Raw genomic sequence first — 12,879 nt, forward strand, 5'->3', positions numbered from 1 at the left:
ACGGATATGTTGTTCGCCGCACTTCCAAACATGACGAACGTATGAAGGGTGAGTCCATGAAAAGGATGATTGTTCACTGCGAGCCCGGCTCTACCGAGATGGCGCTTCTGGAAGACGGCAAACTGGTGGAGTATGCGGTGGAGCGTTCTCAGCATAGAGGCCTGGTTGGCAGCTTTATGAAGGGCAAAGTAGTTAATGTGATTCCTGGCATGCAGGCAGCATTTGTTGATATCGGATTGAAGAAAAATGCATTTCTTTATATTGATGACGTATTGCATCCCCATCTGGAGAAGCAGCCCAAACCCAAGCCCTCCATTGCGGAACTGCTCAAGCCGGGACAAGAATTAGTGGTTCAGGTTGTCAAAGAGGCAATAGGCAATAAGGGAGCAAGGGTGACGACCCATTACTCACTTCCCGGACGTTGGATTGTGTATATGCCGACCTCGGGTTATGTGGCGGTATCCAAGAAAATCAGCCGTGAAGCGGAGAAGCAACGCTTGCGCTCTATCGGTGAGGAACTGCGGACTGAAGAGGAAGGGTTGATTCTTCGCACGGTTGCGGAGGAGGAAGACGTTAAATCCATTGAAGAGGATTTGTTGCTGCTGCGCAATCAGTGGGCCTCGATTTTGGACAAGGCAGAGCAGCTTACTGCCCCTGTGGTGCTACATCATGATCTTAGTATGATTCAGCGTCTGATGCGGGATGCTTATAGTCCGGAGACGGATGAACTCATTATGGATAGCCCGGAACAGGCGGAGGAAGCCTTGACCTTCTTGCAAGGGATGCTGCCCGGGGAATCCCCGGACATTATTATTTATGAGGGTGACACGCCGGTATTTGATTATTATGATGTCAAGCCGCAGCTAGAGAAGGACTTCCAACGGAAAATTTGGCTGCCTGGCGGAGGATATCTGGTCTGGGATACGACGGAGGCCCTGACGGTGATTGATGTGAACACTGGAAAATTCACGGGTGGAGCCAGTTTGGAGGATACCGTGTTCCAGACAAATCTGGAGGCCGCAGAGGAAATGGCTCGGCTGATTCGGCTACGGGACACCGGTGGAATCATTATTGCAGATTTTATCGACATGGACACCGACACTCACCGAACGGCTGTATGCGAGCGACTGGAGCAAGCCATGTATAGCGATCGTACCCAGCACCATATCCTTGGTTGGACAAGACTTGGCTTGCTGGAGATGACGCGCAAGCGTATGCGTGAGGAGAATACAATTACTGGTTGATTTTCTGCAGGCTCCATGATAGTATATTAGGGTATGTGTCATGCGTTAGCTTGTGCACATGCTGTAACCGCTCCGATTGGGTTGACAAGTCCGCTGAACTTTACGGTTCTTACGGCACCTGAATCAGGCGAGTCTGAGACATGAGGAGGTGCAAGCAAATGTACGCAATCATTGAAACTGGCGGTAAGCAATACCGTGTTCAAGAAGGCGATGTACTTTACATCGAGAAATTGAACGCAGAAGACGGCACTAGCGTGACGTTCGACCGTGTATTGGCAGTATCCAAAGGCGAAGGTTTGGTAACGGGAGCTCCATTGGTATCCGGCGCAAGTGTAACGGCGAAAGTCGAAAAACACGGCAAAGGCCAAAAGGTTATCGTTTACAAATACAAGCCGAAGAAGAACTACCACAAGAAACAAGGTCATCGTCAACCATACACAAAAGTAACTATCGAGAAAATCCAAGCGTAAGAAGGTGCGGTAATTTGATTATCGTTTCCATATTGCGCCTTGCAGATAACAGCATTTCAGGTTTCAAGGTTGAAGGCCATGCGGGCTATGCCAAGGCTGGTGAGGACATTGTGTGCGCTGGCGTATCAGCGGTTACCGTAGGTACGGTTAACTCGATTGAGATGTTGACGGGAATTGTGATGGACTCCAGCATGAAGAACGGCTTTTTAAGCGCGAGTCTTCCGCGGGATGTTCGGTCTGAAGCTGAAGAACAAGCGCAATTGCTGCTTGCCTCACTTGTTGTTATGCTGAAGGGTATTCAAGAATCATACGGTAAGTATATTCAGATAGAGGAATTAAATATTTGAAGAAGGAGGTAGACTACAATGTTGAAATTGGATCTCCAGTTATTCGCATCCAAGAAGGGTGTAGGTTCCACAAAGAACGGACGTGACAGCATCGCGAAGCGCCTTGGCGTGAAACGTGCTGACGGTCAAACGGTTACAGGCGGAAGTATCCTTGTTCGTCAACGTGGTACGAAGATTCATCCAGGCACGAACGTAGGTATCGGTTCGGATGACACGTTGTTCGCGAAAGTTGACGGCGTTGTGAAATTCGAGCGTTGGGGTCGCGATCGCAAAAAAGTGAGCGTCTACCCTGTGGAAGTCGCTCCAGTAGCGGCTGCAGTCGAAGCTTAAGAGCTTATACGAAAGCCCTGGCACTTTTGGTGCCGGGGCTTTCTTTTTTTGAATGACGAGAGCGATATTCAGACAGGTTTATGCTATACTTGGTAGTGATATCGGGGTCAATAACCTGATCAATTTGTTAGAGGAACGGGGAAAATATGAAACATCGGTTCATGGTGCGGGCGATGTTTGTGCTATTGGCACTAGTCTGCCTGGCTATTGTGTATTATCTGAGATCGCCGATAGGACAGGTCTTGTTATTTGGGAGCCTGCTTATCGCATTTTGGGCCTATGTCAGACATATTCGCAAGCAGGCCGCAACCGAGCGCAAGCAACTGCTGGCATCGGTGCAACGTACGGCCACAGCAACATTAGGTCATCATCGGCACGATTGGATGAACGACTTGCAGATTTTATACGGATATATCCAATTGCGGAAAATTGATAAACTGGTTGACTGCGTGGAAAGAATAAAAGGACGCATGGCTGTGGAGAGCAAAATTTCCCGGCTTGGCATTCCGTCCCTGGTGTTTTATCTGCAATCCTTCCGTGAGGTGAATAGTTCTGTACAATTGGAGGTTGACATTGCGGATGACCTGCAATTGGGGACTTTATTGACGGAAGCGGATGCGGAGGAACTGACAGAGGCGATTATGGAAACGGTACGGGCATTTCAGTACAGCGGCCGTTCTTCCTGGGGCGAGACCTTACAGCTCAAGATGCTCTTGTACCTTGAGGACGAAGAGGTTGTCGTCCGGTTTGATCAATTGGGCACAGCGGGAAATCGTGAACTGCTTGGGCAGCATATGGGCGGATGGATGACGGCGGGACGGATTCGTGCCGAGCAATTGGATTCGGAGTATAGCTCCCTGAGACTGCGAATGGCTTGCGGAAAAATGAATGAGGTGAATGCATGTTTGTAGATAAAGCTAAGATTTATGTTAAGGGCGGCGACGGAGGCGATGGAATCGTTGCCTTTCGCCGCGAGAAGTACGTGCCGGAAGGTGGACCTGCCGGTGGGGATGGCGGTAAAGGTGGTGACGTGATCTTTCGCGTGGATGAGGGCTTGAGAACGCTGATGGATTTCCGTTATCAACGGCATTTCAAAGCAGAGCGCGGCGTGAAGGGGCGTAATAAGAGCCAGCATGGCGCGAACGCCGAGAACATGATCGTAAGGGTTCCTCCGGGAACGATCGTAATCGATGATGATACGCAGGAAGTGCTTGCCGATTTGACCCGTCACGGACAACAGGTCACTATTGCCCGCGGAGGTCGCGGAGGTCGTGGCAACACCCGTTTTGCAACGCCCAATAATACGGCACCTGAATTGGCCGAGCATGGCGAGGAAGGCCAGGAGCGCTGGGTTGTGCTCGAACTGAAGGTTATGGCTGACGTGGGTCTCGTAGGCTTCCCTAGCGTTGGGAAATCAACGTTGCTGTCGGTCGTATCGGCAGCTACCCCGAAGATCGGCGCCTATCATTTTACGACGATTACCCCGAATCTGGGCGTAGTTGAAGTAGGAGAAGGCCGTAACTTTGTCATGGCCGATTTGCCGGGTCTGATTGAAGGAGCTCATGAAGGCGTAGGCCTGGGACATGAATTCCTGCGGCATGTGGAGCGTACCCGCCTGATTATCCACGTGGTGGACATGGCCGGATCGGAAGGACGCGATCCTTTTGACGACTGGCAGAAGATCAATGATGAGCTTAGACAATACAATGCCGATCTGGAGAATCGTCCGCAGATCGTGGCTGCTAATAAAATGGACATGCCTGAATCTGCCGAGCATCTGGAGAAATTCCGGGAGGAAGTTGCCAAAGTGCGTGGTGATTTGGAGATCATGCCTATCTCCTCTTTAACTCGGCAAGGCGTGCAAGAGCTCTTGTACCGTGTTGCTGATTTGCTTGATCAAATTCCTGAAGCTCTGGCCATTGAAGAAGTGACTGAGATTCCGGAACGCAAGGTATACAAGTTGGAACAGGACGTGGACGACAGCTTCACGATCAAGCGTGAGAACGAGACATTTGTGGTTGAGAGTGTAAAAATTGAACGCATGATGAAACGGATGCAGTTGAATTCACATGATGCCATCCTGAAGTTGGCTCGGACATTGCGACATATGGGAGTCGATGAGGAACTACGCAAACGGGGCGCCAAAGACGGCACTCCGGTTCGGATCGGCGATTTCGAATTCGAATTTGTAGAGGGCAGTAGTTACTATTATTAACAGGAGGAGCACCTATAGGGTGCTTTTCTTGTTATAGAGGTTGTTCAAAAAGTCGTCTTCTCAGGACGAAGCTGTTCGAGGAGTTAATTCGACATCGAATCTTGAATTCAGCCGGGCCAAGCATAGGCTTCCGTAGTATGTTTCTTGCAGAAACATTTAAGTTGCTCACGTACCGATGCTTCCGAAGTCGTTTTCTCCGAAAACGTTTAGCTCCGCTACTCAGTCCCTAGCTTTATCCAACCTTCTTGGTCCTAAAAACCCGACTTTTTGAACATGCATTTACAGATAGGGCAAAAACCATTGCCGGATGCTCATCTTTCCGTTATAATGTCCACTATATGAAAACAAAAGTCTCTAAGGAGCGGACGATTGTGAAAGAGCATTATTATTTGGTACGAGAGGACATTTTGCCTGAAGCGGTAGTGAAGACACTCCAGGTGAAGCAGTTGCTGGCAGCGGGTGAAGCCAGAACAGTCCATGAGGCTGTGGCACAGGTGGGATTAAGCCGAAGTGCCTTTTATAAATACAAGGATGGCATACATCAACTGAACCAAATCGAACGGGAGAGCATTGTGACCATTTCCTTTGATTTGGAGCATCGCTCCGGCATATTGTCGAAGGTGCTCGCCTTAATTGCTGGTTCGGGAGGGAATGTGCTGACGATTAATCAGAGCATTCCCTTGCAGGGGAAGGCTAATGTGGTCATTTCTGTAGAAACCTCCAGACTAACGGAAGAACTGGATGAAATGCTGCAATCGCTGCAAAGTGTTCCTGGGGTACGCCGAACGCAAATTGTGGGTCAAGGCTGACCATGGTTGGTAAATAGGTGGATCGGAATTATGAGAAGAAATATAGAAACAAACACCAAGAGGGAAACATACCCGCACTTGGATATGAGGAGGGGACAGCAGTGAAGCCTGTAAAGGTGGGTTTGCTTGGACTGGGTACGGTGGGAACCGGAGTCGTCCGTATTTTGGAAGGCCATCAGGAGGACCTGGCAAGTCAAGTTGGTTCGCCGATTCAAATTGAGAAAATTGCCGTCAGAAATGTAGAGAAATCCCGCAGCATTTATGTGGATTCGAGCAAATTGACGGAGGACCCTTGGGAAGTGATTCGCCATCCGGATATCGATGTAATCGTCGAGGTGATGGGAGGCGTTGAGCAGACCAAGGCATATATATTGGAGGCGCTGGAGCGTGGCAAGCATATTGTGACTGCCAACAAGGATTTGATGGCGCTCTACGGCTCGGAGATTTTAGCCAAAGCACTTGAACATCAATGCGATGTATTCTATGAAGCAAGTGTGGCCGGTGGTATTCCGATCATCCGTACGCTTATCGAGGGTTTTTCCTCGGACCGAATTGTACGGATTATGGGGATTGTGAACGGTACAACCAATTATATTTTAAGCAAAATGAGCCAGGAAGGGGCCTCCTATGAGGATGTGCTGAAGGAAGCGCAGCAGCTTGGCTATGCCGAATCTGATCCTACCTCCGACGTGGAAGGACTGGATGCGGCCCGGAAGATGGCCATTCTTGGCACCTTGGGCTTCCGTACGAATGTGGAGCTGAGCGATGTGCAGGTGCGGGGGATTTCCTCCGTATCGAAGGAAGACATATTGTACGCCAAGAAGCTTGGCTACGAGATGAAGCTGTTAGGGATTGCAGAACAGCAAGATGATGAGTTCAGTATTACTGTACAGCCGACCATGGTCAAAAAGACACATCCTATTGCAGCGGTTCATGGGGTATTCAATGCCGTCTACGTCTATGGTGAAGCGGTAGGCGAGACGATGTTCTATGGTGCTGGTGCCGGTGAAATGCCAACGGCAACCTCAGTTGTGGCTGATCTGGTCGCCGTGGTCAAGAACCTCAAGCTTGGGGTTAACGGACTGAAAGCCATCGTTCCTTACAAAACGAAAAAGCTGAAAACCGATGACCAGGTTGCGTACAAGAACTTCCTGCTGCTGCATGTTGATGACAAGGCGGGGGTGCTCGCCCAGATTACCCAGGTATTTGCCGAATATGAGGTAAGCCTGGACTCGGTTGTTCAGACGCCAAATACCAATCTGGCCGGTGCCGAGATTATGATTGTCACCCATCGTGCCAGCAAGGCTAGCCTGGAGAAGGTAATCAACCATTTCGAGTCGCTGGATGTCATCCACCGGATCAAGAGCGTCTATCGCGTTGAAGGGTAAGTCTCAATCAGACACGGAAATACACATTTCAGATAAAAGGAGTTCATACGCATGAGATATCTCGGACTATTGGAAACGTACAAGGAATATTTGCCTGTCAATAGCAACACACCGAAGCTTACCCTACAGGAAGGCAATACCCCGCTGGTTCGTGCAGAGAATCTGTCGCAGGAGTTGGGGCTGGACCTGTATTTTAAATACGAAGGGCTGAACCCGACCGGTTCATTTAAGGACCGTGGTATGGTTATGGCTGTTGCCAAAGCTATTGAGGAAGGCAGCACAACTGTGATGTGCGCGTCCACCGGGAATACCTCGGCAGCCGCAGCAGCTTATGCCGCTCGTGCCGGGATTGATTGTATCGTGCTGATTCCAAACAACAATATCGCGCTCGGGAAGTTGGCTCAAGCGATGATATACGGCGCAAAGGTTATCGCCATTGAAGGGAATTTTGACCGCGCTCTGGAGATTGTTCGTGATATCACGGCCAAACATCCGATTACGCTGGTTAACTCAGTCAATCCTTACCGTATTGAAGGTCAGAAGACGGCAGCCTTTGAGGTGTGCGATCAATTAGGCAAAGCGCCGGACGTGCTGGCTATACCGGTAGGGAACGCAGGCAACATCTCGGCTTACTGGAAAGGATTCAAAGAATATCATGAGCGCGGCAAATCAACGTCCTTACCACGGATGGTTGGCTTTGAGGCCGAAGGAGCCATGGCTATTGTCAAGGGCGAGCGCATCCTTGAACCGGAAACGATTGCTACAGCGATTCGCATCGGCAATCCGGCAAGCTGGAAGACAGCCGTAGCCGCAGCAGAGGAGTCCGGCGGACAAATCAATTATGTTACGGATGAAGAGATTCTGAATGCTTACCGGACCATTGCGGCTAAGGAAGGTATCTTTGCAGAGCCGGCTTCGGCTGCTTCGATTGCCGGGGTCTACAAGCTGCATCGGGAAGGTTATTTCCAAGGTGGCGAGACGGTCGTATGCGTATTGACTGGCCATGGCCTGAAAGATCCGAATATCGCTATCAAGAGTATTGGCAGCGAACCGCTGGTCGTACAGGATACAGAAGCTGCGGTAATGGAGGCCATCAGCAAGTTGCGGGGAGCGCAGGCATGATTCGCCGGGAAGGCGTCCGGGTGAAGGTGCCTGCGAGCACCGCTAATCTTGGACCGGGATTCGATACCTTGGGGATGGCGCTAACTCTCTATTCATGGCTTGAACTCAAGCCGGCGGACAAGACGGAATTTCACCTTTATGGGGATGACTTAAAGGGTCTGCCGAAGGACAAGAACAATTTGATTTATCAGGTTGCACAGTTGGTATTTACGGAGGCGGGGGTAGCCATACCGGAGCTTCGAATCTCGATGTACTCCAACATCCCGCTTACACGTGGACTAGGCAGCAGCGCTTCGGCAATCGTCGGAGCGCTGTTTGCAGCCAATCTGCTGATCGGTGAACCTCTGGATCAAGCGAAACTGTTCGATATGGCAACCGCTTTGGAGAAGCATCCCGATAATGTAGGGGCTTCTCTCTACGGCGGAATTATTACGGCAGCCTGGGATGGCAACCATGCCGATGTGCTGCGAATTGAGCCGCCACAGGATTTGGATGTGCTGGTGGCTATTCCAGAATTTCAATTGTCTACTTCCAAAGCGCGAGACGCGTTGCCGAAGCAAGTTACCTTGCAGGATGCGGTGTATAATGTCAGCCGAGCTTCGTTGTTGACGGCGGCATTGTCGGCTGGCCGCCTGGATTTGATATCCGCAGCTATGCAGGACCGGCTGCACCAGCCCTACAGGGCGGCACTGGTTCCCGGCATGGCCCGGATTTTGGCGGAGGCCGCAGGTAACGGAGCACTTGGAGCAGCCTTAAGTGGCGCGGGACCCACGTTGCTGTGCTTGGTGGATGCAAAGCGTGCTGAGGATGATAGCAAGCGGCTGGAGAACTTTTTGTTAAATACATTAGGCGAGCAAGGCGTTCCGGCACAGTTGATGTGGTTAAAATCTTGCACACATGGGGCTGTGGAGCTTACTATGGATAAGGAAAGTTCATTTTGGGATTACATCAAAGGGGAAGTCAGGACATGAAGCGAATAGCACTGCTGCCAGCAGGGTCGGTGTCTCATGAAGCGGCGCTGCACCTGCTTGGCGACGAACCGGCGGAGTTGCTGCATTTCAAGCAAATTTCCGATGTTTTCTTGGCTACCGCCACGGGCAAGAGCGACTACAGCGTCATTCCGATGGAGAATACCATTGAAGGCTCTGTGAGCTTGCATATGGATTGGCTTGTCCATGAAGTGGACATTCCGATGCAAGTGGAGTGGGTATATCCTTCTATACAGAATTTGATCGGCCGGAAAGAAGAGTTTATCTCTGCGGACCATGCTGATGCGGTAGATTATAGTAAGGTGACCAAGGTGTTTTCGCATCCAGTGGCTATGGCGCAGTGCTTGCAGTTTATCCGCTCACATATGCCGCAGGCGGAACTGGAGCACGTTGGAAGCACTTCGGAAGCTGTAGAATGGGTTATGCGCAATCCCGGGCAGGGCTGGACGGCGATCGGTACAGGACTTGGGGCACAGCGGCATGGACTTGATATCCTGGCTAGCCGGGTGACAGACCATGATAATAATTTTACCCGGTTTGTACTTATTGGACCTAAGTCGTTTGAGGTACGGACAACAACTGGAGCCCAGAGCAAGACGAGCGTGCAGATCACGTTGCCTGAGGATTACCCAGGCGCGCTGCATCAGGTATTGTCGGCATTTGCCTGGCGCAAACTGAATTTGACCCGGATTGAATCGCGTCCAACCAAGAAAAGATTGGGTAATTACTATTTCATCATGGACGTACTGGAGTCGCTGGATTCTGTCTTGTTTAGTTCGGCAATGAAGGAAATTGAAGCATTAGGATGTCAAGTGCGTGTGCTGGGGAGTTATCCTAGCTTACCACCTGGGGAACAAAAAGCGGAGGTGTCAAAGACATGGCAGAACAATGGATTTATTTAGATGGACAATACGTAACCAAGGATCAAGCAAAGGTCTCCGTGTACGATCACGGCTTTTTATACGGGGATGGGATTTTTGAAGGTATTCGTATTTACAATGGAAATATCTTTAAATGCAAAGAGCACCTAGACCGCCTATATGATTCGGCCAAGTCAATTATGCTGAATATCCCGCTATCTTATCAGGAAATGGAAGATGCGTTGGTTGAGACGTTGCGTCGTAATGAACTGCGTGACGGATACATCCGTTTGATCGTCTCTCGCGGGGCGGGTAACCTCGGACTTGATCCAAATCGCTGTCCTACGGCGTCCGTGGTCATTATTGTAGAACAGTTGGCTATTTATTCGGAGGAAGCCTATAAGACGGGGCTCAAGACTGTGTCTGTATCGACACGGCGGAACATTCCGGATGCGCTTAATCCAAAGATTAAATCACTCAATTACCTCAATAATATATTGGTGAAGATTCAATCCAATCTCTCTGGTGCGGGAGAAGCCATTATGCTGAATGGACAAGGTTATGTCACTGAGGGCTCAGGGGATAACATTTTTATCATCAAAAATGGAGTTATCACGACGCCTCCATGCTACTTGGGTGCTTTGGACGGCATCACTCGCCAGGCGATCATGGAGATCTGCCGACAAAAAGGCTATAGTCTTCAAGAGCAGCCATTTACGCTTCATGATGTTTACGTAGCGGATGAAGTGTTCCTGACAGGGACGGCAGCGGAAGTTATTGCCGTACGTGAAGTAGACGGCCGTATTATCGGTGAAGGTCACGCTGGGCCAATCACGCTGAAGCTATTGGAAGAGTTCCGGGCAATCGTCGATCAAGATGGCCTGAAAGTTTGGCAATAACGCCGGCTTAACTGTTACATCCATCCTATTTTCCTTTCTATTATGAGAGGGAGATAGGATTTTTTATTTTGCGGGATGTCAAAAACCGGGCAACTGCATAGGATGTAATAAATGGGCCCCGGGCGAACATCACGTACCGGAGAAGAAACCTAGGAGGTTTTTATCGCGTGAAAATCCACATTGTCAAACAGGGCGATACTTTATTTGAACTGTCAAAAAAGTATAACGTGCCCCTCCAGAAACTGATTGAAGCCAATCCGCAACTGGCAAACCCGGACCGATTAAACATTGGCGACAAGGTGAAAATTCCGGCCGTAGCTGTAACGATTGGTGGAGAGACGGGGAATGTCTACAAGCATGTTGTGAAGCAAGGGGATACACTGTTCAAATTGTCGAAAGCATGGGGATTGCCTTTACAAGCTCTAATCGCGGCCAATCCGCAATTAAGCGACCCGAACAAGCTAAAGATTGGAGAGGTCGTCAATATTCCGTCAGCATCAGGAGGCTCGGGAGGTGGTGCTTCGCATGAGAATCCAGGAACTGTTCCTGGGGCGGGAGGAAAGAAAAATACGGCACCTATCAAGAAGGTACCCACTGACGTGAAGCCGGAAATGACCGCACCCAAGCCGGTTAAGGAGGAGAAACCAAAGACCCTTCCTGTACAGGAAAAACCCAAGGAGCAGCCGATCCATGTAGAGCCGCCGAAGAAGGTGCCCATGGAAATCAAGGTTGAGGTTGAGCAAATTAAATATGAGACGGCCAAATTTGAGCCAGTAAAATACGAGCCGGTCAAGTATGCACCCATGAAGGGGGAATCGCTTAAAGGTGAAGCCCTTAAGGGAGAAGCCATGAAAGGCGAACCTGTTGCATATAATCCCTATGCAAACATGCCGATGAAGGGCGAACCTGCGGCGATTAATCCTTATGCCAATATGCCGATGAAAGGCGAGCCAGCCACATTTAATCCTTATGCATATGGGCCCATGAAGGGTGAGCCGGTGGCGCAGTCATCGCTATATCCGTCCTCTTATCCTAATCCGCCGATGCCACACTACGCTATGGAGCAGCCAGCCTCTGTGCTCCCTGCAATGGGGTATGCACCATCTCCTTGTGGTTGCTCAGGGTCCACGCCGTACACCTATCAGCCTGAAACCTACCATCCTTTTTATCAGTATCCCGTTGCTGCTGAACCAGTATTTTATGACAATGTTCCCTATATGCAACAACCCGCAACATTACCTGCAATGGACGTCAACTATCCAGGAATATCAAATGCTAATGCGCCGCTGCCACAGGCTCCCGATCTGGGAGGTGCTTATCAGGAGATGAAGGGTAGCCCGGTTCATGGGTATAGTCCATATAATGTTTCTCCGCAATATGTGTCTCCGGAAGCCTACGGGAATATGGCTTATCCACATTCTATGGGATGGCAGCCTGGCCCGGGGTATGTATCCCCTTATGGAGCAGTGATGCCAGGGTATCAACCAGCAGCTTATCCCTATGCCAATCACGCTCCGGTGATGCCTGGTTATAACCAGGCCTATGCAGGGCTGGCGAATCAGGCCCCTATCGCCAATAAGCCCTTAAAGGGAGAGTATGTCGCCTCCGAGAATTTGAAAGGTAACTTAAAGAGAGAGCCGGATCATCAACCAGCAGGGAAAGCGAAGTCGCAGACGAAGAAGAATGTTAAAATCTCGGGAGGTCCTGCTGCTTCTGCTAAAGGAAACCGAGGGAAATCTGGCAGAGACGCATCTGGGTCTCGCAACCAAACCTCGCGCTCCACAAAAGCTTCGACACGGCATAACCCTTGGATTAACAGTTAGGCTGATACAACCAGTAAAGCGAGGGTATCATGGGATGCCCTCGCTTTTTCGAATTATACTTTAGTCGAGATATAGCATTTTTTGCTGCTAAACCGCTTGAGCAGATTGCAATATTATGATATATTAAATGTCCCAATCTACCTATTCTGTTTGTGGAAATTGGGAAAAGCATCTGGGTGTGCTTAGGGAATGCAAGCTATTAAAATCTTTTCAAAAAAAGTGCTTGCTATTTAAAACCCAGCGTGTTATATTATTTAAGTCGCCGCTGAAACGCGGTGATGAAGAAAAAGCAAGTTGATCTTTGAAAACTGAACAACGAGTGAGTAAGAAATAAAGAGAACGAAAGTTCTCGTCAGCAAGTTTACATGAGCAAGTCAAACACT

The 12,879-nt window shown here is 49.8% G+C and carries 13 protein-coding genes and 1 other annotated feature; all 13 genes read left to right on the forward strand.

Annotated features, from left to right (window positions below):
• The first annotated feature begins 56 nt into the window (after positions 1 to 56).
• The 13 genes from BN3279_RS05740 to BN3279_RS05800 all read left to right on the forward strand — a co-directional run bounded on the left by BN3279_RS05740 (position 57) and on the right by BN3279_RS05800 (position 12,496).
• Positions 57 to 1,244, forward strand: coding sequence for an Rne/Rng family ribonuclease (locus BN3279_RS05740; protein ID WP_059049655.1), 1,188 nt, complete (start codon positions 57 to 59; stop codon positions 1,242 to 1,244).
• A 55-nt stretch (positions 1,245 to 1,299) separates the two neighbouring features.
• Positions 1,300 to 1,389, forward strand: a sequence feature (ribosomal protein L21 leader region).
• 13 nt (positions 1,390 to 1,402) lie between these two features.
• Positions 1,403 to 1,714 carry a 50S ribosomal protein L21 gene (gene rplU / locus BN3279_RS05745; RefSeq protein WP_018752362.1) on the forward strand — a complete coding sequence of 104 codons (312 nt, stop codon included), beginning with the start codon at positions 1,403 to 1,405 and terminating at the stop codon, positions 1,712 to 1,714.
• Between the two features lie 14 nt (positions 1,715 to 1,728).
• Positions 1,729 to 2,061: a ribosomal-processing cysteine protease Prp gene (locus tag BN3279_RS05750; RefSeq protein WP_059049656.1), complete on the forward strand. Its 333-nt coding sequence runs from the start codon at positions 1,729 to 1,731 to the stop codon at positions 2,059 to 2,061.
• Positions 2,062 to 2,079: 18 nt separating this feature from the next.
• Positions 2,080 to 2,391 carry a 50S ribosomal protein L27 gene (rpmA, locus tag BN3279_RS05755; protein WP_059049657.1) on the forward strand — a complete coding sequence of 104 codons (312 nt, stop codon included), beginning with the start codon at positions 2,080 to 2,082 and terminating at the stop codon, positions 2,389 to 2,391.
• A gap of 146 nt (positions 2,392 to 2,537) precedes the next feature.
• Entirely contained in the window at positions 2,538 to 3,302 is a 765-nt protein-coding gene (locus BN3279_RS05760; RefSeq protein WP_059049658.1) for a Spo0B domain-containing protein, read from the forward strand.
• Positions 3,293 to 4,606 carry a GTPase ObgE gene (obgE, locus tag BN3279_RS05765; RefSeq protein ID WP_059049659.1) on the forward strand — a complete coding sequence of 438 codons (1,314 nt, stop codon included), beginning with the start codon at positions 3,293 to 3,295 and terminating at the stop codon, positions 4,604 to 4,606. The genes BN3279_RS05760 and obgE overlap by 10 nt, the downstream gene beginning before the upstream one ends.
• Before the next feature lie 371 nt (positions 4,607 to 4,977).
• A complete protein-coding gene (locus BN3279_RS05770; protein WP_059049660.1) occupies positions 4,978 to 5,415 on the forward strand; it encodes an ACT domain-containing protein in 438 nt (145 codons plus the stop codon).
• Between the two features lie 101 nt (positions 5,416 to 5,516).
• The gene (locus tag BN3279_RS05775) at positions 5,517 to 6,803 is read left to right on the forward strand and encodes a homoserine dehydrogenase (protein WP_059049661.1); all 1,287 of its coding nucleotides are present in this window, start codon (positions 5,517 to 5,519) and stop codon (positions 6,801 to 6,803) included.
• A 51-nt stretch (positions 6,804 to 6,854) separates the two neighbouring features.
• A complete protein-coding gene (thrC, locus tag BN3279_RS05780) occupies positions 6,855 to 7,925 on the forward strand; it encodes a threonine synthase (protein WP_059049662.1) in 1,071 nt (356 codons plus the stop codon).
• Positions 7,922 to 8,896 (forward strand): homoserine kinase, encoded by a 975-nt coding sequence (gene thrB, locus BN3279_RS05785; RefSeq protein ID WP_059049663.1) that lies wholly within the window; start codon positions 7,922 to 7,924, stop codon positions 8,894 to 8,896. The genes thrC and thrB overlap by 4 nt, the downstream gene beginning before the upstream one ends.
• A complete protein-coding gene (pheA, locus tag BN3279_RS05790; RefSeq protein ID WP_059049664.1) occupies positions 8,893 to 9,816 on the forward strand; it encodes a prephenate dehydratase in 924 nt (307 codons plus the stop codon). The genes thrB and pheA overlap by 4 nt, the downstream gene beginning before the upstream one ends.
• On the forward strand, positions 9,792 to 10,673 hold the full coding sequence (ilvE, locus tag BN3279_RS05795) for a branched-chain-amino-acid transaminase (protein ID WP_059049665.1): 882 nt from the start codon (positions 9,792 to 9,794) through the stop codon (positions 10,671 to 10,673). The genes pheA and ilvE overlap by 25 nt, the downstream gene beginning before the upstream one ends.
• A 167-nt stretch (positions 10,674 to 10,840) precedes the next feature.
• A complete protein-coding gene (locus BN3279_RS05800; protein WP_059049666.1) occupies positions 10,841 to 12,496 on the forward strand; it encodes a LysM peptidoglycan-binding domain-containing protein in 1,656 nt (551 codons plus the stop codon).
• Positions 12,497 to 12,879 lie beyond the last annotated feature (383 nt).

The organism is Paenibacillus senegalimassiliensis, assembly GCF_001486585.1.
Classification (GTDB): domain Bacteria; phylum Bacillota; class Bacilli; order Paenibacillales; family Paenibacillaceae; genus Fontibacillus; species Fontibacillus senegalimassiliensis.

Bases quoted from the DNA above. Each gene is read 5' to 3' on its own strand.
- pheA (WP_059049664.1), top strand. From the start codon at position 8,893: ATGAAGCGAATAGCACTGCTGCCAGCAGGGTCGGTGTCTCATGAAGCG.
- thrB (WP_059049663.1), top strand. From the start codon at position 7,922: ATGATTCGCCGGGAAGGCGTCCGGGTGAAGGTGCCTGCGAGCACCGCT.
- ilvE (WP_059049665.1), top strand. From the start codon at position 9,792: ATGGCAGAACAATGGATTTATTTAGATGGACAATACGTAACCAAGGAT.
- rplU (WP_018752362.1), top strand. From the start codon at position 1,403: ATGTACGCAATCATTGAAACTGGCGGTAAGCAATACCGTGTTCAAGAA.
- obgE (WP_059049659.1), top strand. From the start codon at position 3,293: ATGTTTGTAGATAAAGCTAAGATTTATGTTAAGGGCGGCGACGGAGGC.
- BN3279_RS05760 (WP_059049658.1), top strand. From the start codon at position 2,538: ATGAAACATCGGTTCATGGTGCGGGCGATGTTTGTGCTATTGGCACTA.
- thrC (WP_059049662.1), top strand. From the start codon at position 6,855: ATGAGATATCTCGGACTATTGGAAACGTACAAGGAATATTTGCCTGTC.
- rpmA (WP_059049657.1), top strand. From the start codon at position 2,080: ATGTTGAAATTGGATCTCCAGTTATTCGCATCCAAGAAGGGTGTAGGT.
- BN3279_RS05740 (WP_059049655.1), top strand. From the start codon at position 57: ATGAAAAGGATGATTGTTCACTGCGAGCCCGGCTCTACCGAGATGGCG.